The sequence below is a fragment of the Bacillus sp. FSL K6-6540 genome (assembly GCF_038007545.1).
Genome location: NZ_JBBOXH010000001.1, coordinates 206,186 through 227,629, shown reverse-complemented (window position 1 = coordinate 227,629; position 21,444 = coordinate 206,186). Strand labels below are relative to the sequence as shown.

18 protein-coding genes and 1 tRNA gene are annotated in these 21,444 nt (G+C 51.1%); 4 read left to right on the top strand and 15 right to left on the bottom strand.

What is annotated here, in order from left to right; all coding sequences use genetic code 11:
• Positions 1-320 precede the first annotated feature (320 nt).
• From eno to MHH82_RS01080, 6 genes are all read right to left on the bottom strand, one after another.
• Positions 321-1,610, bottom strand: a complete 1,290-nt coding sequence (gene eno / locus MHH82_RS01105; RefSeq protein WP_009593642.1) for a phosphopyruvate hydratase — start codon at positions 1,608-1,610, stop codon at positions 321-323.
• A 49-nt stretch (positions 1,611-1,659) separates the two neighbouring features.
• Positions 1,660-3,204: a 2,3-bisphosphoglycerate-independent phosphoglycerate mutase gene (gene gpmI / locus MHH82_RS01100; protein ID WP_012818439.1), complete on the bottom strand. Its 1,545-nt coding sequence runs from the start codon at positions 3,202-3,204 to the stop codon at positions 1,660-1,662.
• A complete protein-coding gene (gene tpiA, locus MHH82_RS01095; protein WP_012818438.1) occupies positions 3,205-3,957 on the bottom strand; it encodes a triose-phosphate isomerase in 753 nt (250 codons plus the stop codon). It lies immediately after the preceding gene.
• A gap of 79 nt (positions 3,958-4,036) precedes the next feature.
• Positions 4,037-5,218 (bottom strand): phosphoglycerate kinase, encoded by a 1,182-nt coding sequence (locus MHH82_RS01090; protein WP_012818437.1) that lies wholly within the window; start codon positions 5,216-5,218, stop codon positions 4,037-4,039.
• Between the two features lie 195 nt (positions 5,219-5,413).
• Entirely contained in the window at positions 5,414-6,418 is a 1,005-nt protein-coding gene (gap, locus tag MHH82_RS01085; protein ID WP_012818436.1) for a type I glyceraldehyde-3-phosphate dehydrogenase, read from the bottom strand.
• Positions 6,419-6,517: 99 nt separating this feature from the next.
• A complete protein-coding gene (locus MHH82_RS01080; RefSeq protein WP_009593661.1) occupies positions 6,518-7,561 on the bottom strand; it encodes a sugar-binding transcriptional regulator in 1,044 nt (347 codons plus the stop codon).
• 257 nt (positions 7,562-7,818) lie between these two features.
• On the opposite strand from MHH82_RS01080, the gene MHH82_RS01075 reads away from it, so the two are divergent.
• Positions 7,819-7,893 (top strand) — tRNA-Arg (locus tag MHH82_RS01075).
• Positions 7,894-8,055: 162 nt separating this feature from the next.
• Entirely contained in the window at positions 8,056-8,652 is a 597-nt protein-coding gene (gene clpP / locus MHH82_RS01070; protein WP_009593635.1) for an ATP-dependent Clp endopeptidase proteolytic subunit ClpP, read from the top strand.
• 736 nt (positions 8,653-9,388) lie between these two features.
• Here the strand turns inward: clpP and MHH82_RS01065 are convergent.
• The 7 genes from MHH82_RS01065 to MHH82_RS01035 form a co-directional block, all read right to left on the bottom strand.
• On the bottom strand, positions 9,389-10,462 hold the full coding sequence (locus tag MHH82_RS01065) for a PdaC/SigV domain-containing protein (protein ID WP_009593665.1): 1,074 nt from the start codon (positions 10,460-10,462) through the stop codon (positions 9,389-9,391).
• Positions 10,463-10,601: 139 nt separating this feature from the next.
• Positions 10,602-10,856 (bottom strand): hypothetical protein, encoded by a 255-nt coding sequence (locus tag MHH82_RS01060; RefSeq protein WP_340962599.1) that lies wholly within the window; start codon positions 10,854-10,856, stop codon positions 10,602-10,604.
• A 234-nt stretch (positions 10,857-11,090) separates the two neighbouring features.
• Positions 11,091-12,143, bottom strand: coding sequence for an ABC transporter substrate-binding protein (locus tag MHH82_RS01055; protein WP_340962597.1), 1,053 nt, complete (start codon positions 12,141-12,143; stop codon positions 11,091-11,093).
• Between the two features lie 65 nt (positions 12,144-12,208).
• A complete protein-coding gene (locus tag MHH82_RS01050) occupies positions 12,209-13,015 on the bottom strand; it encodes an ABC transporter permease (RefSeq protein ID WP_096777144.1) in 807 nt (268 codons plus the stop codon).
• Positions 13,016-13,864 carry an ABC transporter permease gene (locus tag MHH82_RS01045; RefSeq protein WP_009593648.1) on the bottom strand — a complete coding sequence of 283 codons (849 nt, stop codon included), beginning with the start codon at positions 13,862-13,864 and terminating at the stop codon, positions 13,016-13,018.
• Positions 13,861-14,832 (bottom strand): ABC transporter ATP-binding protein, encoded by a 972-nt coding sequence (locus MHH82_RS01040; RefSeq protein ID WP_009593655.1) that lies wholly within the window; start codon positions 14,830-14,832, stop codon positions 13,861-13,863. The genes MHH82_RS01045 and MHH82_RS01040 overlap by 4 nt, the downstream gene beginning before the upstream one ends.
• 407 nt (positions 14,833-15,239) lie before the next feature.
• Positions 15,240-16,001 (bottom strand): SIMPL domain-containing protein, encoded by a 762-nt coding sequence (locus MHH82_RS01035; RefSeq protein WP_096777142.1) that lies wholly within the window; start codon positions 15,999-16,001, stop codon positions 15,240-15,242.
• Positions 16,002-16,273: 272 nt separating this feature from the next.
• Between MHH82_RS01035 and MHH82_RS01030 the strand changes: the two genes are divergently transcribed.
• Positions 16,274-17,713: an amino acid ABC transporter substrate-binding protein/permease gene (locus MHH82_RS01030; protein ID WP_397360281.1), complete on the top strand. Its 1,440-nt coding sequence runs from the start codon at positions 16,274-16,276 to the stop codon at positions 17,711-17,713.
• Positions 17,706-18,434, top strand: a complete 729-nt coding sequence (locus tag MHH82_RS01025; protein ID WP_340962592.1) for an amino acid ABC transporter ATP-binding protein — start codon at positions 17,706-17,708, stop codon at positions 18,432-18,434. The genes MHH82_RS01030 and MHH82_RS01025 overlap by 8 nt, the downstream gene beginning before the upstream one ends.
• Before the next feature lie 1,238 nt (positions 18,435-19,672).
• Here the strand turns inward: MHH82_RS01025 and MHH82_RS01020 are convergent.
• Together MHH82_RS01020 and MHH82_RS01015 are read right to left on the bottom strand one after the other, a co-directional pair.
• Entirely contained in the window at positions 19,673-20,752 is a 1,080-nt protein-coding gene (locus MHH82_RS01020) for a sensor histidine kinase (protein WP_340962590.1), read from the bottom strand.
• Positions 20,752-21,432 (bottom strand): response regulator transcription factor, encoded by a 681-nt coding sequence (locus MHH82_RS01015; protein ID WP_012818430.1) that lies wholly within the window; start codon positions 21,430-21,432, stop codon positions 20,752-20,754. The genes MHH82_RS01020 and MHH82_RS01015 overlap by 1 nt, the downstream gene beginning before the upstream one ends.
• Positions 21,433-21,444: the final 12 nt, after the last annotated feature.

Here is a 21,444-nt window from a genome sequence, read left to right as displayed (position 1 = left end):
CCAAAAGCCCGGCTCATGTGACATCACAGAGCTAGGCTTTCTTCTTTGCACTGCTATGAAATACTCACAAGTGGATGCACGCCTCCCCCCTGCTCAGGTGCGTATATCGGTGGAGGAGCAGCGCGTTCGCCTTTAAAATCGGGAAGCTTCCTCAGCTTGTCTCATTCCAGCTTCCCGATTTTAACAGCGACCGGAGACGATATACGCACCGCCCCACGGCACGATACTAGAGTGTGCAGCCCCAACCCTGCAGCTCCTCAAATCAATGCAAAAAAGCCCAGCTCCCTCAAAAGCAGGAGCCGGGCTTTCTCTTATTTCAATTATTTTTGCTTCAGGTTGTAGAACGACTTCAAGCCGTTGTATTGAGCAAGCTCGCCCAATTGGTCTTCGATGCGAAGCAATTGGTTGTATTTCGCCACACGGTCGGTACGGGAAGGAGCACCCGTTTTGATTTGGCCTGCGTTAGTAGCCACTGCGATATCAGCAATCGTGCTGTCCTCGGACTCACCGGAACGGTGGGAGATGACAGCCGTGTATCCTGCGCGTTTTGCCATTTCGATCGCATCGAAAGTTTCAGTCAATGTACCGATTTGGTTAACTTTGATCAGGATGGAGTTACCGATACCCTCGTTGATGCCTTTTTCCAGACGCTCCGTGTTCGTAACGAACAGGTCGTCACCCACGAGTTGAATTTTGTTACCCAATTTCTCGGTGAGCAATTTCCAACCTTCCCAATCGTCCTCGGAGCATCCGTCTTCGATGGTTACAATCGGGTATTTGTCTACCCAAGAAGCGAGCAGGTCAACGAATTCTGCCGGCGTGAAGGATTTGCCTTCGCCTTCCAGAACATACTTGCCATCTTTGAAGAACTCGGTGGAAGCAACGTCCATACCCAGCAATACATCTTCGCCTGGCTTGTAGCCGGCTTTTTCGATCGCTTCGATGATGGAAGACAGTGCATCTTCGTTGGACGTGAAGTTAGGAGCGAAGCCGCCTTCGTCACCAACCGCCGTGTTCAGGCCTTTGCCCTTCAGAACGGATTTCAGGTTGTGGAAGATTTCAGCGCCCATGCGAAGAGCTTCTTTGAAGCTAGGTGCGCCAACAGGCAATACCATGAATTCTTGTACGTCAACGTTGTTGTCCGCGTGAGCGCCACCGTTCACGATGTTCATCATAGGCACTGGAAGTTGTTTGGCGTTGAATCCGCCAAGGTATACATACAGCGGAAGATCCAAAGCATCAGCAGCAGCGCGAGCTACAGCCATGGATACGGCCAAGATGGCGTTCGCACCCAATTTGCCTTTGTTTGGCGTACCGTCCAAAGCGATCATCAGTTTGTCGATGCCGAGTTGGTCCAAAGCGTCCATGCCGATCACTTCAGGAGCAATGATTTCGTTCACGTTCTCAACGGCTTTCAGAACGCCTTTGCCCAGGTAACGGGATTTGTCGTCGTCGCGAAGCTCAACAGCTTCGTGAACGCCAGTGGAAGCACCGGATGGAACGATAGCGCGACCGATTGCACCGGATTCCAGGTATACTTCAACCTCTACGGTTGGATTGCCGCGGGAGTCAAGGACTTCGCGTGCATATACATCAGAAATAATAGTCATGTGTATAGTCTCCTTTGAAATGTTATGTTTATGTTCCATTATGAACTACTTATTTACGTGCTGCAATCATGGAGGTTCCCGTCATCTCGTCAGGCTTCGGCAGCCCCATCAGATCAAGAATCGTTGGCGCGATGTCGGCCAGAATACCGCCTTCACGCAGCGTTACGTTCTCATCCGTTACGATGAACGGAACCGGGTTCGTGGTATGCGCGGTGAATGGACGGCCATTCTCATCGAATACCATGTCCGCATTTCCGTGGTCAGCCGTAATGATAACCACGCCGCCTTTGGCAAGAACGGCATCCACCACTTTGCCAACACACTCATCGGTGGTTTCTACCGCTTTAACGGTAGGCTCCAGCATACCGGAGTGACCAACCATGTCCGGGTTCGCGAAATTCAAGATGATCGCGTCATGCTTATCCGCTTCGATTTCTCTCACGCAAGCATCCGCCACCTCATAGGCGCTCATCTCCGGCTTCAGATCGTACGTCGCCACTTTCGGCGAGTTGATCAATACGCGCGTTTCGCCTGGAAGCTCAACATCGCGTCCGCCGCTGAAGAAGAACGTCACGTGCGGGTACTTCTCCGTTTCCGCAATGCGAAGCTGCTTCTTGTTGTGCTGAACCAACACTTCGCCCAGCGTGTTGTCCAGATCCTTCGGCTTGTAGGCGACGAAGCCTTCCACCGTCTCGCTGAACAGCGTCAAGCAGACAAAATGCAAGCTTTGCGGGAACTTCGGTCCGCGATCGAAACCACGGAAATCTTTGTTCGTGAACACTTGGGACAGCTGGATCGCACGGTCAGGGCGGTAGTTCAGAAAGATGACGGAATCTCCGCTCTCCACCAGACTTACCGGTTCTCCCGCGCCATTTACCATGACGGTCGGCTCCACGAATTCATCATAAACCGATTTCTCGTAGGATTCGGTGATGGCTTTCAGCGGATCCGTATATTTAGGGCCTTCGCCGTACACCATCGCACGGTAAGCCTTCTCGACGCGGTCCCAACGCTTGTCGCGGTCCATTGCGTAGTAACGACCGGAAAGCGTAGCGATTTGGCCAACGCCCACTTCCTCAATCTTCGCAATCAGATCCTTAACGAACTGCTTGCCGCTGTCCGGTGCCACGTCGCGTCCATCCATGAAACCATGGATGTATACGTCATGGAAATCTTCCTTCTTGCAAAGATCCAGCATCGCAAACATGTGCTCAATGTGACTGTGAACGCCACCGTCGGATACCAGCCCGTACAGATGCAGCTTCTTGTTGTTGTTCTTGGCAGCGCGAACGGCTTCCACCAGCGTTTCGTTCTCGAAGAATTCTCCTTCGCGAATCGACTTCGTGATGCGGGTCAAATCCTGATACACGATCCGGCCTGCGCCGATGTTCAAGTGACCCACTTCGGAGTTCCCCATTTGACCTTCCGGCAAGCCTACGGCTTCGCCGCAAGCGGTCAACGTGGTGTTCGGATATTGCTTCAAATACCGGTCGTAGTTAGGCTTGTTCGCTTGAGCGACCGCATTGCCCACCTCGGTGTTGCGAAGCCCGAAACCGTCCATGATGATCAGAGCTACGGGTTTTGGAGCAGACATTTACTTCGCCCCCTCAACGAGTGCGATGTAGGAAGCCGGTTGTAGACTTGCACCACCAACGAGCGCGCCGTCGATGTCACTTTGTCCCATATACTCCGCTACATTTTCAGGCTTCACGCTGCCGCCGTATTGAATGCGGACTTGGTCTGCAACGGTTTCGCCGTACAGGCCTTTAACGAGTTCGCGAATATAGGCGATGACTTCATTCGCATCCTCTGCCGTGGAGGATTTGCCCGTTCCGATTGCCCAGATTGGCTCGTAAGCAATAACGACATGAACCGCTTGATCAGCAGGAACACCTGCGAACGCTGCTTCCGTTTGTACTTTGCACACGTCTTTGGTTTGGCCGGCTTCGCGTTCTTCCAGCTTCTCGCCAACGCATACGATCGGAAGAAGACCATGACGGAATGCCGCATGTACCTTCTTGTTCACGATCTCATCGGTTTCAGCAAAATACTGACGGCGCTCGGAATGTCCAATAATGACGTAGTCCACGCCCAGGTCTTTCAGCATCAAGCCGCTGATTTCACCCGTAAAGGCGCCATTGTCTTCGAAATGAAGATTTTGTGCACCGATTTTGATGTTCGTGCCCTTTGCCGCTTCAACCAATGCAGGAAGATTGGTAAACGGCGCGCAGATCACGCTTTCCACGCCTTCTACTTCCGCTTTGCCTTTCACATCTTCAATAAATGAAGTTGCTTCCGGAACAGTTTTGAACATTTTCCAGTTACCAGCTATGATAGGTGTTCTCACACGATTCACTCCTTTATTCCCCCGAAGATACTCCAGGGTCCAAACTTCATCCACTTGCTATCCAATGTAATTCCTCATTCTATTTATCGTTCAGTGCCACAACACCAGGAAGTGCTTTGCCTTCCATGAACTCAAGAGATGCGCCGCCGCCTGTCGAGATGTGATCCATCTTGTCGGCAAGGCCGAATTTCTCCGCTGCTGCAGCCGAGTCGCCGCCGCCGATAATCGTGTAAGCTTCCGTTTCCGCACAGGCCTGTGCCACTTCACGAGTACCGTTGCTGAACGGAGCGATTTCGAATACGCCCATAGGACCGTTCCACACGACAAGTTTGGAGTTCTTGATCACTTCTGCATACTTGGCGCGAGTCTTAGGACCGATGTCAACGCCTTCCCAATCGGCTGGGATGCCGTCGATATCAACGACCTTGGTATTCGCGTCTGCGCTGAATTCGTCCGTAACGACGATATCTTCCGGCAGGTAGAAGTTTTTGCCCAGCTCTTTGGCTTTTTCGATGAAACCGAGTGCCACATCAAGCTTCTCTTTATCAAGCAGAGATTGACCGATTTCATGGCCTTGAGCTTTGAAGAACGTGTAAGCAAGTCCACCGCCGATGATGACATTGTCAGCAAGCGTAAGCAGGTTGTCGATCACGTCGATTTTGTCCTTAACCTTCGATCCACCGATGATGGCGGTAAAAGGACGGTCCGGATTCGAAAGGGCTTTGCCGAGAACGGACAGCTCTTTCTCCATCAACAATCCCGATACGGCCGGAAGATGATGAGCAATCCCCTCTGTCGAAGCGTGCGCGCGGTGAGCAGCACCAAACGCGTCGTTCACGAACAGATCGGCCAGCTCAGCGAATTGCTTCGCAAGTTCCGGATCATTCTTCTCTTCACCAGGGTAAAAACGAACATTTTCAAGTACGAGCACATCGCCGTTTTGCAGCTTCTCGACTTGAGCTTTAACGGCTTCTCCTACCGCTTCATCCGCTTTGGCTACCGGTTTGCCGAGCAGTTCCGACAGACGCTGACTCGCCGGAGTCAGGCGCAAAGATTCTACGACCTCTCCTTTGGGACGACCCATGTGGCTGGCCAGGATGACTTTCGCTCCTTGCTCCACCAGATACTTAATCGTCGGCAAAGTCTCGCGAATACGAGTGTCGTCTGTAATTTTACCATCTTCGAGCGGTACATTGAAATCGACGCGGACAAACACCCGTTTGCCGCTTACTTCTACATCACGTACACTTTTCTTGTTCATCTCCACGTTCCTCCTAAGAAAACTATTCTCCTCACCGACAGCATGCAGTTGCTCTCGTATCTCTCTCTATCGTCTAACCAGCGCCCGGATTCTTATCTATTCTTCCCAGTGCTCTGGCATGAAAACAAGGAAAAACCATGAACCAAAGAGGAGACCCGTGAACGGAACTCCTCTTCGGTTGAATGGCTAGATCAATTACAGACCTTTGCTTGCGATGTAAGCAGCGAGGTCAACGACACGGTTGGAGTAGCCCCACTCGTTGTCATACCAAGAAACAACTTTCACCATGTTGTCGCCAACTACCATCGTGGAGAGCGAATCGATAGTGGAAGAAGCTGGATCGCCATTGTAGTCGCTGGATACAAGCGGCTCTTCGGAGTAGTTCAAGATGCCTTTCAGCGGGCCTTCAGCAGCTGCTTTCAGCGCTCCGTTTACATCTTCAAGGGTTACGTTTTGGGACAGCTCAACGACGAGGTCCGTTACGGAAACGTTCTTCGTAGGTACACGCATAGAGTTACCATTCAATTTGCCTTTCAATTGTGGCAGAACGAGGCTAACCGCTTTAGCAGCACCTGTTGTGGAAGGAATGATGTTTTCGGCAGCTGCACGAGCACGACGCAGGTCTTTGTGCGGCAGATCAAGCACTTGCTGGTCATTTGTATAGGAGTGAATTGTAGTCATCAATCCTTTAACGATACCAAAGTTCTCGTCAAGAACTTTTGCAAAAGGAGCCAAGCAGTTCGTTGTACAAGAAGCATTGGAGATGATGGTGTGGCTAGCAGCATCGTATTTGTCTTCGTTAACGCCCATAACGATGGTGATATCTTCGTCAGTAGCTGGAGCGGAGATGATAACTTTCTTAGCGCCGCCTTTCAAGTGAGCGGAAGCTTTGTCTTTCGCTGTGAAAATACCAGTGGATTCTACAACGATTTCAACGCCGTACTCAGCCCAAGGCAATGCTTCAGGGTTACGCTCAGCGAATACTTTCACTTCGCGGCCGTTGACAACGAGTGCGCCTTCTTTAGCTTCAACAGTTGCATTCAGTCTGCCATGAGTCGTGTCATATTTCAAAAGGTGTGCCAGCGTTTTTACGTCCGTCAAATCGTTGATTGCCACGATTTCAACTTCGCTGTTGTTCAGCGCAGCGCGGAATACGTTACGTCCAATACGTCCAAAACCGTTAATACCTACTTTAACCATGAGTAGTTCCCTCCATATTTGTAAAATTTATATATTCAAGATTGGCCGTTAAGCCAATCAAGACAACAAAAATGAAAAATCAGTTGTACGCCCGCGGACTCAGATGCCGGCGTCAATTTCCTTCTCGACTTCCAATGCCGCGGCTTCATCCGTAACGAGTATGTCCTCGTGCCCGAATTTCAGCACCGCGTGAATCGCTTTGCCCTTGCCTTGCCCTCCAGCAATGCCGATGATGGTCTCCGTCCGCATAATATCCTCAAGCCGGAGTCCAAGGGTAAGCATTTTATGGACAACTTCGCCATCTTCGCTGAAATAATAGCCGAAGGATTCCGCGATCGCGCCATCTGCCTGCAAGTTCCGGATAGAGCCTTCATCCAGCTTCCGCCGTCTGGCCATCTCCATGGCATCCCCGATGCCGTGAATAATGACGCGGCTGCGCCTGATCACATCCACGATCTCTTGGATGTGCTGATCCTGAACCAACGATTGATAAGCATCCTCGCTGAGCAGATCCGGAACATGAAGCAATCGGTACTCAGCCCCAACGCGCTTAGCCATTTTGGAAGCAATGGTGTTCGCTTGAATCTCCATGCTCTCCCCGAGGCCGCCACGCGCCGGCACAAACCAAGTGCTTGTCAACGGTTCGCCGCCAGGCAAAGAGGACATCTGCTCTGCCACTTCGGCGAGCGTGGAGCCGCCTGTTACGGCAATCGTATCTCCATCCTGGACAAAGTTAAGCAGCGTTCTTGCTCCGGCCCGGCCAAGCTCACGTTTGACTTCCGGAGATGACTCGCTGTCACCGGGAATAATGACCACTTTACGAAGCCCGTAAGCCTGACGAATCTTCTCTTCCAGTTCAACCAGTCCGAACAACTCATTCATGACCGGTTCCAACTCCTCCAGCAAGCATATCCCTGAGCCGCTGATCCGCATGCCGAGCGTTTCAATCTCGATCAGCCCTTGCGCTTTCAGAAGATCAGTCTCTGCTCTGAGAACACGCTCGGTCATCGATAACGATGAAGCCAGTGTTCTTCGGCCAACAATTCCGGACAACTTGATCTGATGAAGGATGGTATACCTTCGTTTAAGAGTGTCCATCAGATCCGGCAGAAGTTGCTCTTGTATTTCTAATAGGTTACGCATGCATTCCACTCCTGCAAACTTCGTCTCGGCTCTCCTACCTGGTCGTAAAATGTCCCAGTTAAACTTTTTAAGTCCCACCCTTATTCTAACCAATATTCATGCCGGTTGCAAGTGTCCGAAAGTATATTTCTCTACCCCAGGCATTCTTATACATTATGGCCAACTACCGGCTCGTCTATATAATAGGAACAAAGTTTTGTCCGCTATTGTATTTTTGAAATAGATGCGGTATAATCAACTTCGTTGCTGATTTTTGTGCGCCCGTGGTCCAATGGATATGACGTAGGCCTCCGGAGCCTGAGATCGAGGTTCGATTCCTCGCGGGCGCGCCATTATAACATTTATTCTCTATACTGATTACCCTAAAGTGCCCATAACGGCTCTTTTTTTTACTCAATAGTTTGACTTTCTTTGACTTTTTGATTTAAATTGTTTATCATGTGGGTAATACGGTAACAGTATTTATATGAGGTACTTAAGAGGAGGTTTTCCACGTGAGTTTTATACCTATGGTCGTTGAACAAAGCAACCGCGGTGAGCGGGCGTACGACATCTATTCCAGATTGCTGAAAGACCGCATTATCTTCCTCGGCTCCGACGTAAATGACGTGGTCGCCAATTCCATCATTGCCCAAATGCTGTTCTTGTCGGCTGAGGATCCCGAGAAGGATATTCATCTTTACATCAACAGCCCTGGCGGTTCCATTACCGCAGGTATGGCGATATTCGATACGATGCAGTTCATCAAACCGGACGTCTCGACGATCTGTGTCGGCATGGCTGCTTCCATGGGCGCATTCCTGCTCAACGCAGGCGCTAAAGGCAAACGTTACGGACTGCCTAACAGCGAGATTATGATTCACCAGCCGCTCGGCGGCGCACAAGGTCAAGCCACGGATATTGAGATCCGTGCTCGCCGCATTCTGAAAATGCGCGACAAGCTGAACCGCATCCTGTCCGAACGCACCGGCCAACCGCTGGAGCGCATCGAGAAGGATACTGATCGCGACTACTTCATGACGGCTGACGAAGCCAAAGAGTATGGACTGATCGATCAAGTACTGGAAAACACACCGCCGCAAGGCTTATAAAAGAAATGAAGTAAAGGGCAGGCGCCGTTATCCGGTGCCTGCCTTTTCTTTTGTCTTCGGTATGGCTGGACATTTCCGGTTGGATGAGAGTATCCCCTCCGGTCGCTGTTGAAATCGAGAAACATGAATGAATGGATATGGAGGTTTCTCGATTTCAAAGGCGAACGCGTTGCTCCTCCGAGGATACTCTCATCTTCTGGAAGAATCAGCTACTCTAAAGACGAAAAGACCATCCCCCTCCTAAAAGGACTCCCCTTAACTTGAGGGGGGAATAGAGAAAGGCCGTGCAGGCTTCCTTTGCAAGGGTAACTGGGTACGTAAGGCCTTATGATGCGCCACCATCACTGCTTCCATAAACAGGGTGGCATCGTACATCGCATAGGGCGACTTGTGACCTTTACCGTACGGCTTGCTTGCCACGGACCACGCCCCGTTCGCACAGGGAGTAGTGCGCATGGTGTACAAGTTATCATCGAGAGAACTATGTTAATCAGAGAATGCCTAAAATAGCAATTCCTAAGGATCACATATTCGTAATCGGAGGCAAGCCTCTCGATAAACGCAAAAAATCCCCTGACCGCAGGAAGCGGGAGTATACGCTCCACGCTCACGTGTCAGGGGATTTATCGCAACTGATTCCAGCACAGTGTTACATCAGGACAGCATCATGTATCTAGACAAGCTATAGTATGAAAATAAATGATTGCAGTTTACTCAAACCGCTTACCATATATTCTTACTTCCACTCTTTCAACTTCAGCTCAAACTCAGGGAATCCATAGGCATAGGCGGTGTACTCATAAAGCTGGAAGTACAGCACAGCCGCGTTATCCTTCACGTAGAAGTCGGCATCGGCAGGCACTCCCTCAAAACCGCCGAGGTAACCTCCCTCTTTCTTCATCTTGCTCAGCACAAGGTTGTTCAGCTTCTGCTTGTTCTTGCCCTGCATGTTGATGAAATCGCCCAGCTTCATTTGCTTGCCGTCCTTCAAGGAGAACGTGAAGCTTTTACGGAAGGTCATGCCATGGGCACCGCCGGTGTACGAATAATCATACGCCGTAATGCTCAGGATGTCGTTCTGGTTGTAATGGACCACGAAGTCACCGCTGAATTCGTAAGGGAAACTGGATTCCGACGGCGGGAATTCCTCGGCGTTTCCTTCCGCACCGGTGATTACGCCGGACGCATTTTCTTTCAACACTTTGTTGATTTCGGCTTGGACCTCTGCATTATCGAGTCCGCTGATTACAGGATAATTCACAACAGCGTCTACGCCCTGAATATTCTTCTTGAGCGCAACCGATTTAATGGTAATGTCATTCAGCTTCTTCTGTGTCATGCTCAGTGTTTTCAAGGAAGGATTCCACTGTCCCTGAATGCCCATGTATTCGCTGATCGTTTTGAACGGCAGATACAGACGTCCATTGATGATCTGTCCGCCCGGCTCGCCGGCATACGAACCGTTCACCAGAATGCCGATTTCGCTTGCAGCATACACGGCGGCGCTCAGCTTGTTATAGCCGTTACCCAGTGTATACGTGCGGTTTTTGGAATCATATTTAAGAGGCATCCCCAGACCATCCCGCAAAGCGGTCGCTGGCACATAAGTTACCCCATGCAGCACTAGACCTTTTTGTGACAAGGTTTTGCCGTTCCATTTCAGTACAACTTCATTCTTCGACGTTTTTTGGCTGGCGGAAACGGGTGCCTTAGCGGCGCTTGCATCGATGACCTGTCCGCTCAAACCAAGACTACCAAGCAGGACACTAGTTGCAATTAATGATGCACATACACGAAATTTAGGATTCATATCAGAATTCCACCTTTGTTAAATTAAGTTTCCGTTAGTTGTTAATCTATTACCCTTAATCATTATAAGGAAAGCTTTCAATGTATTGGTAACAAAGTGAATGACAATTTTGACTCCATGCCATAGGACCTATACATTCTCATGATTCCTTCCGGACGAACGCCGCTGCGCTAAGAAACACACCGAACAAGAGAGCACTTGAACCCGCAAGCAGCAGTAGTTCACTGCCTTGGACAACGTAAGCAAGAAGAATCAAACCGATGCCAACGAGTGCACTGTGAATGCTCGTCAGCAGCAGATGCAGCGTGCTTTTCCTGAAAAAATTCAGAAATAAAACAGCGGCGATGCCTGCAACAATCATAGCAATAAACCCCATGCTCGTCAGATCACTCAAGCTGTTTCTTCCTTTCTGGGATACCCCATTTATAAAAAACGGGTCTAAACGGTATACACCCTCCTTATATATAACAACGAAAAGGATTCTGAAGTTGTGGTGGAATTCCTGAAAATCGACCAATTCTCCCCACTTTGGGACTAATGTCTCATTCTGCTCTGCAAAAAAAAGAGCCCATCCCCTTAGGGGACAGGCTTCCTTTTATTACAAAAAGATGAAGAACCGAAGCTTATACTAACGACCGCTCTTCAGTTCGGTCCATAAACGATCATAGACGGAGAGCGAGTCACCGACATTATCGAGCCACTCGGTACGGCCCAGCTCCTCTTCCGTCAGGTTGATCATCGTATTGGCGCGGTATTCCTCGCTATGGAATTCCATTGCTTTGGTGTTCGGATTGCTGTATCCGATAAATTCATAGTTTTTGGCGCTGACTTCGGGCTCCATCATGAAGTTGATGAATTTCTCGGCCAGCTCCTTATTCTTCGCACCTTTAGGAATCGCGTAGTTGTCCGAGAATATGGTCGCTCCTTCTTCAGGCACCACGTACGCTACATCCGGATTCTCCGCCGCGATGAACGCCGCGTCTCCGGACCAAACCGTGGCAATCCAGCCTTCCTCCTGAATCATCTTCTGCTTAATATTGTCCGTATCAAACGCAAGGACATTCGGCAGCAGTATCTTCAGCTCATCGGATGCAGCCGTGATTTCCGCCTCATCCGTGCTGCTGTTGGATTTTCCTTGCTTTTTCAGCGCCATGCCGATCATTTCCCGGTTGTCGTCCAGAAGCAGGACTTTGCCCTTGTATTCCGGATTCCAGAGGTCTTCCCAGCTGTTGATTTCGTCCTTCACATACTTCTTGTTATATGCAATTCCCGTTACGCCGGACGTATAAACGATCGAATATTTATTGCCCGGGTCATAAGACGGATCTTTGAAAGTATCCGTAATATTGACGAAGTTCGGGATATTATTCATGTCAAGCGGCTCAAGGAGCTCCGATTCAATCATCGTTTTGACCATATAATCGGACGGCTGAATGAGGTCATAACCGCTGCCGCCAGCCTTGATCTTAGCCAGCAGGTCTTCATTGTTCGCGTAGTTGTCGTAGGTTACCTTCACGTCGAACTTCTCCTCAAAGTCCTTCAGCACCTCGGGATCGAAGTTATCCGCCCAGCTGTAAATATGAAGCGTCTCCTTATCCGAGCCGCAGCCGGCCAGCAGTCCTACAGACAATACCGCAACCATGCCTGCCGTCAGCAGGCGGGTCCATCTTGATTTTTTCAATTCAATATCTCCTCTCTTTCCACTTGCATGTTTTAATTTTATTTCGAAAAAAGCGTTTCTATCGCTTAGATCGGTAATGTTTTGTGTTTCTTCTGCCCATTGCCGCGGTTAAGAATATATTGGGCTAACAGGATCAGCGTGATGCTGACCAGTATGAGCAGCGTGCACAGCGCGTTAATCTCTGGCGAGATGCCGCGCTTCACCTGAGCGTATATATAGATCGGCAGCGTTGTTGAGCTTGGGCCGGCGACGAAAAAGCTGACCATAAAATCGTCCAGCGACAGCGTGAAAGCAATCAATGCGCCGGAGATAATGCCCGGTGCAATCTGCGGCAGCGTGACGTGCCGGAACGTTTGCCAAGGCGTGGCGCCCAAATCCTGGGCAGCCTCATCCAGCTGTTTGCCCATTCCCGACAGTCGGGCCGTTACCACGACATAGACATACGACAAGCTGAACGTAATATGGGCGATGATCACCGTTGCCTTGCCAAGCGGCATGTTCAGTTGACTGAACAGCACCAGCAGCGACAGCCCCATAATAATATCCGGGATGATGACCGGCAGATACAGCAGGCCATTCATGCCGCTGCGGCCTTTACGCCCCAAATTCCGAAGCGAGAGCGCCGCTGCGGTCCCGAGCAGGGTGGAAACGATCGTCGAGATGACGGCCACCGTCAAACTGTTCATCAGCGCTTCCATCACGTGCCGATTCTGGAATAGCGACACATACCAATCCATCGTAAAGCCTTCCCAATTGCCGCTAAGCCGCGTATCGTTAAAGGAATAGATGATAATCATGACGATGGGTACATAGATGAAAGCCATCATAAGGAAAGAGTGAACCCCGAGCAGCGGGTGATTCTTCTTTTTCACTTATCTCCCCTCCCCTACGCGTTGATGGCGGGCTTGCATCGCCCGGTTAAAGAGCAGGATCAGCACCAGGGACGTAATCACAAAAATAACCGATAACGCCGCTCCAAATGGCCAGTTGCGCGCACCCAGGAACTGCTGCTGAATGATATTGCTGATCATGGAGGACTTGGCGCCTCCCAATATATCCGTAACGACAAACATACCCGAAGTCGATACATAGACCAGAACCGCACCCGTCATGATGCCGGACTTGCTCTGAGGCAGGGTAATATGCCGAAATGCCTTCCATCTGGAAGCGCCCAGATCGCTGGCCGCATCCAGCAGACGTTTGTCCATCTGCTCCAAGGCCACGTAAATCGGCAGCACCATGAACGGAATGAAGTTATACACCATCCCGAGCAGTACGGCGCCGTACGTATACAGCATCTGAATCGGCTCGTCGATCCATCCCGCCCACAGCAGCAGGCTGTTCACCACGCCTTGCGTCCGGAGCAGCAGAACCCATGCATAGGTTCGGATCAAAAAGTTGATCCAGAACGGAACCGTGATCAGAATCAATCCCCAGGTTTGGATACGCGGGGAAGCGTTGGCTATATAATAGGCCAAAGGATAGCTGACTAACAAGCAGATCACCGTAGTCAGCAGCGACAGTACCAAGGTATCCCAGTAGATACCCAAATATAATGGATCAAAAAAAGTCTTGTATCCTTCCAGACTGAAGGAAAACACGACATTCCCGAGCGAATCCCGCGAGAGAAAGGAAATGCCGACCACGATCAGCATCGGAACGATCAGGAACAGGGATAACCACAGCAGCACCGGAGTCAACAGGAACCTTGATTTCCTCATGGCCCGATGATCACCTCATCCTTGGCGTTCCAGTTCACCCCAACCCGTTCGCCAACCTCCCACGGATGGTCATCCGAGATATCCAGGGCAATCGTGACCTTCATCGGCTCATCGTCCAATTGGACCAGCAGCTTATGAACGCTGCCGAGGTACTGCACATCCTCAATCACGCCGCTCTTCTTGGCACCCGATTCCCGCTGGGGAATGAGTTTCTCCGGCCGTACGGCAAAAAGCCCCTCAGGCGAGGAGAAGACGTTATTCTCCCCTACAAACGTGGCGGCAAACAGCGTTTGCGGTCTCGCATAGATCTCGCGCGGCGTGCCGATTTGCTCTACCCGTCCATGGTTCATGATGACGATCCGGTCGGACAGCATCATGGCTTCCTCTTGGTCGTGCGTTACATATACAAACGTGATCCCGAGCGTCCGCTGCAAATGCTTGAGCTCGGACTGCAGGTTCTTCCGCAGCTGCAAATCCAGCGCGCCGAGCGGTTCATCCAGCAGCAGCACCTTCGGCTTGTTGGCGATGGCGCGCGCAATGGCCACGCGCTGCTGCTGTCCGCCAGACAACTGGTGCGGGAAGCGTTCCCGCAAGGCGGTCAGCTGCGTCATCGCAACAGCCTCGTCCACGCGCTCCTTGATGAGCTGGCGCGGCATTTTTTTCATTTTCAGTCCAAAAGCGATATTGTCTTCTACGGTCATATGCGGAAACAGAGCATAGTGTTGGAATACCAAATTCAAATCCCGCTTGTTCGCAGGCATATCCGTCACATTCTGACCCGCCAGCCATACCTGTCCTTCGGTCGGCTGCTCGAATCCTGCTATCATTCGGAGAATCGTCGTTTTGCCGCAGCCGCTGGGGCCCAGCAAAGTCAGGAATTCCCCTTCTTTAATGGAGAGCGACAGCGGATGCACGACCGCTTGTCCCTGAAAATGCTTCTCGATCTGGACAAGTTCAATCACATGCATCAACCCCTTCTTCAAAATGTGACCTGTTCGTTTCCATGTTGACATCCTATTACCAGTATGCACAAAAACGTTCTCCACTAAGAAGAAACGGTCCTACTGCCTGTTATGCTCAGGTTGGGCAGAATCCGTTTCTTAAGGGTGGAGGCGGTTAGAAGTCTCTACTAAGAAAAAAAAGCCATATCCATGGGTATGGCTTTAAACGTTAGATCAAAGTTCAGTTTTTCGCATATTCACTATACCTCGTTTTCCCCCTATACACAACACTTTTCTGTGTATTTCGACAGGGGAAGGGCCGGATATGGCACCGTATAATGGTATTTCATTTTTTAACAGACATGCGAAAAAACCGTTCGCCCGATAAAGACCGGAATGAACGGTTTTTTCGCATGCTGCGTCGATTAAAGCGACTACTTCAGCTGGTATTGCACGTACAGCTGCGTCGTGATTTTGATCTCGCCCGGCTTCACGGATGTGTTGGCGCCAGCGTCCGCTGCCGTGGACTGAGCCTCCATCGCCATTTTTTCGAGGCCATAGATGGTATCTACGCCAACGGAACCTTCCACAATGTTCAGTACGATACCGAGTTGACGCTTGGACGCCTTCGCCATCGCTTGTGCCTTCAGGTCTGCGTTAGCCATCGCCTTATCAATCACTTGCGCTTCGAATGCATCGCGGTTCTCAACCGAGAAACGGGCGTTGCCGATGGAATTGGCGCCGGCATCGGATGCTGCATCGAGCAGGTCCCCGACTTTGCTCAGATCGCGAAGCGTAACTTCCAGGGAATGATAGGCGGTGTAATTTTTCACTTTACGTCCATTCTCATCGGAGTACGTATAGTTCGGTTGTACATAGAACTGCTCGGTTTTGATATCCTTGTCGTCGATCTTCCAGGTTTCTTTCAACAGCTTCGTAATCTTATCCATTTTCAGCGCATTGCTCTTCTGTGCGGATTTTGCGGTTTCCGCATATGATTCTGCCCCGATGGAAAGATAAACGATATCTGGCTTCACCGAGATCTCGCCTTTACCAAGTACGGTAAGAAGGTTTTGCTGTGCTGCCTCCGCCGCGTGCACCTCGGTTGCTCCGCTCAACCCGACCCAAGCCGTGCTGCCAGTCAGCAGTGCGCCTGCAATCATGATAGAACCTACTTGTTTGACCCATCTTTTCATCTTTGTCAGCCTCCTTCGATATTGGCATCGCTGCCATGCTTGCCTTACCCTTCTAACGTGAGGGCATTGGTAAATGTTGCATCCGAATCGGAGCGTTTTGATATTTTTCTTGTAATAAATTTTTTACGCCCAATTCATTGGTATTTCTAGGCATGATTGGCTATTTAGCCAAATAAGATACCGAATGAAGCCGGAAGCTGCTGTTTAACATGGAAGCCTTAATGGGTAACTAACTTACACGGTGTTAAGAACAGGAGGTCATTATGAAATCATTGCGTGTATTCTACGTGTTCATGTCACTGCTGCTCCTCATGGCCGTTGGCGTTCCCTATGGATCGGTAAGCGCGGCGGGAGAGCCAGCCTCCGGCAAAACCTATCAGATCGGAACGGACGTTACGTTTGCCCCGTTTGAATTCCAGGATGCGAGCGGCAAATTTGTCGGCATCGATATGGATCTGCTGGATGCGATCGCGAAAGACCAGAACTTCAAATACGAGATCAAGCCGCTCGGCTTCAATGCGGCGGTTCAGGCGCTGGAAGCCAATCAGGTGGACGGCGTCATCGCGGGCATGAGTATCACGGATGAACGGAAGCAGAAATTCGATTTTTCCGACCCCTATTTTGATTCGGGCGTTGTCATGGCCATCCGCCAGGACCAGGAATCCATCAAATCCTATGAGGATTTAAGGGGGAAAAAGGTTGCTGTCAAAACCGGTACGGAGGGCTACAGCTTCGCGGAATCCATATCCTCCAAGTACGGCTTCACCATCGTGCCTTTTGACGATTCGGCCCAAATGTATGACGATGTCAAAACCGGCAATTCCGTTGCCTGCTTTGACGATTTTCCCGTCCTCGCTTATGGAGTGGAACAGAACAACGGACTGAAGATCGTTACGGATATGGAGCCGGGCGCCTCCTATGGATTTGCCGTCAGCAAGGGGCGGAACCAGGAGCTCCTGCAGAAATTCAACGCTGGCTTGATCAACCTGAGGGCCAGTGGAGAGTACGATCGCATTAAGGAAAAATATATCGGGGAGAATGCCGTAAGCGCACCGAATCAAAGCCGCTGGGGACTGATCGTAGAGTCGCTGCCTTCCCTGCTGAAGGGCCTTGGCAATACGCTGCTGCTGACCATCGTGTCGCTGTTTTTTGCGTTTTTCTTAGGGCTGATCTTCGGTTTCATGAAGGTCGGTCGCAATCGATGGCTCCGGGGCATCGCCACCGTATTCGTGGACATCTTCCGCGGCATTCCGCTGCTGGTGCTTGCCTTCTTCATCTACTTCGGCATTCCGCAGGCGTTCGGCTTTACGATGTCGCCGATCGTTGCAGCGGTCCTGACGCTGAGCTTGAATGCCGGTGCTTATGTCACGGAGATTATTCGCGGCGGCATTCAATCCATTGACCCCGGGCAGCTGGAGGCGGCCCGCTCACTCGGACTGCCATACCGCAAAGCCATGATGAAAATCATCATTCCGCAGGCGATCAAAGTCATGATTCCGACCTTTATTAACCAGCTGGTGATCACGCTGAAGGATACGTCCATCCTGTCGGTGATCGGTCTGGTCGAGCTGACCCAATCCGGGAAGATCATCATTGCGAGAACGTTCGCCTCGTTTGATATCTGGCTCGTGGTGGCCATCATGTATTTGGTCGTGATCACGATTCTGACGAAAATTTCGGACCGTCTGGAAAGGAAGGTGCGTCATGGATAAAATCCGCATAGAAGGACTGAAGAAGAGCTTTGGCACGAACGAGGTGCTGAAGGGAATCGATATGCAAGTCCAGGAAGGCGAGGTTGTCTGCGTGATCGGGCCATCGGGCTCGGGCAAAAGCACCTTTCTGCGCTGCATCAACCGGCTGGAGGAAATTTCGGCTGGCAGGGTCTTTGTCCATGATCAGGATATCAATGACCCTAAAACGAACATCAATAAGGCGCGCGAGAACATTGGTATGGTGTTCCAGCATTTTAATCTCTTTCCGCACTTCAACGTGCTGAGGAACATTACCTTCGCCCCGGTCGAGCTGGGCAAGCAAAACGCCGCAGAGGCACGTGCCACGGCACTGAAGCTGCTGGACCGAGTAGGCCTCTCCGACAAGGCGGAGGCTTTCCCGAGCCAGCTGTCCGGCGGTCAGAAGCAGCGCGTGGCGATCGCCCGGGCTTTGGCGATGAATCCCGACATCATGCTGTTCGACGAGCCGACCTCGGCGCTGGACCCGGAGATGGTCGGCGAGGTGCTAGGCGTCATGAAGGACCTGGCACGCGAGGGCATGACGATGATGATCGTTACGCATGAGATGGGGTTTGCCCGCGAGGTTGCGGACCGGGTCATCTTCATGGACGGCGGGTATATCGTAGAGGAAGGTCCGCCGGAAGAGGTGTTTGGCAGCCCGAAGCATGAGCGGACGATCAGCTTTCTGGAGAAGGTGCTGTAACGGTGCAGCTGAACCAGCTGTGCGGCTGCATACACCTTGCCTGTGCGCACGGTGAGTGGCCTCGGGGTGCGCTTGGATGGCTGTCGACAGTTCAAAGCAGCAACAGCAACCTATGGTCCGGCTGGCCCGTTAGAGTGAAACCTGGTTATTGTACGGCTATGGAATGATATCTGTATGTTATCGTGTGGCTATGGAATGACATCTGCCTATAATCGTACGGTTATGGTATGGCATCTGTATGTTATCGTACGACTATGGGGCATCTGCATGATATCGTACGGCTATGGAATGACATCTGCATGTTATCATTTAGAGCCCACTTCGATGGTTATACGATGGCTACATGCTGCTTTAGAGCAGCTAATGGACCGAGAGGACCTTATTCGAGAGAAAATAGGGACTTTTCGAAAATTACCGGACCGAGGATCCGTTATTCCTTCAAAAAGGCGGCATTTGCCTATACAAATTCTTGAATAACGGATCTAGTGTCCGCTATTTCCAAATATGGCCGTGATTTCGGCAAATAAGGTCTATGGTGTCCGTTAAACTCCCGAGATTGCCAGGGAAATGTTTATACTACTCTCGCATCATCCCTGTAATGCCTTGAATCACTTGTTGCTTGAGTTGGTTGAGTTGGTTGACTTACTTGTAATGTCTGAATTACTTGTATTACTGGTTTGGCTTATATCGCTTGTTTCTTGTATTGCGTGTAATGTGTGTAATGTGTGTAATGTGTGTAATGCTTGTATTGTGTGTACTCCTTGTAATGCTTGAATCATTTGCATCCTTACCTGTTTTTTTGTATTGCTTGCATTGATTGCTTTTGGTAATGCTTGACTTCCTGTATTCCTATTAATGGTTGAATTGCTCATATGGCTCATATGACTTGTATTGCTACTGCTTGTACGAACGCGCTGCTATCTGCACTGTTTTAGCTAATCACATACTCTCCCCGTCAGCGGAAAGCTTGTACATATCGCATCGCGTATAACTCCATAAGGAGTAAGGACGACAAGTCCTTACTCCTTATTTATGGCTATGACCCGTCCCCTACTAAAAGTGCCTGGAAGCCAGCCATGTTCCCACGCAGTGACCACCTTTGCTCAGAAAAGACAAAACACTCCGCCCCATGCCCTCCCCAGTTCCTGAAGGAGAGCCCGCAACCATCACCGATTTCTTGGGTTATCCAGCTCCGGCTGCCTCAAACTTTATAACTCCAAGCACCAAGCCGCACACGATCACTGCTTTGTATCGCCGGAACTCTTGTATGGCACCACCACGGTAAATGCCGATCCCTTCCCCGGCTCCGATTGGACCGTTATTCTCCCTTGGTGGATATCCACGATCCGCTTCACGATCGACAACCCAAGTCCGCTGCCGCCAGCCGCGCGATTACGCGATTTGTCCGCTTTGTAGAAGCGCTCGAAGATATGCAGCTGATCCGAGTCCGACATCCCGACCCCCGTATCGGTCATGGTAACCTCGGCTCCGTCTTCCCCTGCTTTCAGCACGATGGTGATCATGCCGTCCTCGGGCGTGAACTTGATGCTGTTGTGCAGCAAGTTGGTCCACACTTGACTCAGCAGATCCTCCGTCGCCTCAATCTCGACCTCGGCGAGATCCAGATCCACCTGAATCCGCTTCGCCAGCCACTGCGGCTCATGCGCCAATACGACGGCGCGCAGCTGCCCGTCGAGCCGGTAACGGGCCTTTTCAAAGGCAGGCTGATCGCCTTCCAGAGATGACAGCTTCAACAGATTGTCACTCAGCTGCGATAAGCGACGGCCCTCTCCCTCGATGATCTCCAGGTAACGAGCTCTCTTCTCCTCGGTGAGACGTGGATTTCGGAGCGCCCTTGCAAACCCACGAATCGAAGTGAGCGGGGATTGGATTTCATGGGACACGTTTGAGATGAAATCCTGCCGCATCGTCTCCATGCGCCCCAGCTCGCCGGCCATGTCGTTAATGCCGGAAGCAATCATCTTGAACTCCCCGCGCCATTGTTGTTCATCCATCTTCACACTGAAATCCCCTTGGGAGATCCGGCGCATGGCATCCGTTATGGAATTCAGCATGGCCATTTGCCGGTGCTTGAAGAACACCCCCACGACCAGCATGAACAGGAAGAAGATCATGACGCCGACAAACAAGTCGATCAGCTGGACGGCATAATCCCATGGCGGCGTCCCCGTCCAGTTGTAAACAAACCGCGTCACGTAGGTCGCCGCCGTCCATGACGCTCCCAAGACCGCGAAGATTAGGATGGTCTGAATCGTTTCCCGAACGATTTTCCACAAGATTTTGAACGGTCTCCTCATCAGCTCTCACCTGCCTCCAGGCGATACCCCAGGCCGCGCACCGTTCGAATCCTGAACCGGTACTTCTCCTCCGGGAACCGTTCCCGCAGGCGATTCACATGAACGTCCAGCGTGCGTTCGTTCCCTTCAAAGTCATACCCCCATATATCCTCGATCAGCCGGTCGCGCGTCAGTGTGCTCCCCGGATAACTGGCCAGCTTGAAGAGCAGCTCAAACTCCTTTAACGGCAAGGTAAAAACCTCATCGCCGGCTTTGGCCTCATAAGTTTTACGGTTCATCTGCAAGTTCCCGATCGTGACCGTCTGCGATGCGGCTACCTGATATCGCTTCAGCAGCGCTTTGACGCGTACGACAAGCTCCGCGGGTTCAAAAGGCTTCACGAGATAATCGTCCGTGCCCAGCTCAAAACCCTTCACGATCTGTCTCGTCTCCCCTTTTGCCGTCAGCATCAACACCGGAATGCCGGTATTCCTCCGAATCTCCCGGCATAGCTCCCATCCGTCCATATTAGGCATCATGATATCCATCACGACCAGATCGACCGAAACTTGCTCCATCACGGACAGGGCCTCGACGCCATCCGAGGCCTCCATCACCCCTTCCATCCCCGCCTCCTCCAGGAACACCTTGATAAGTTCGCGGATGTTCGGATCGTCGTCCACAACCAATATTTTTGCCATGATGGCCCCCCT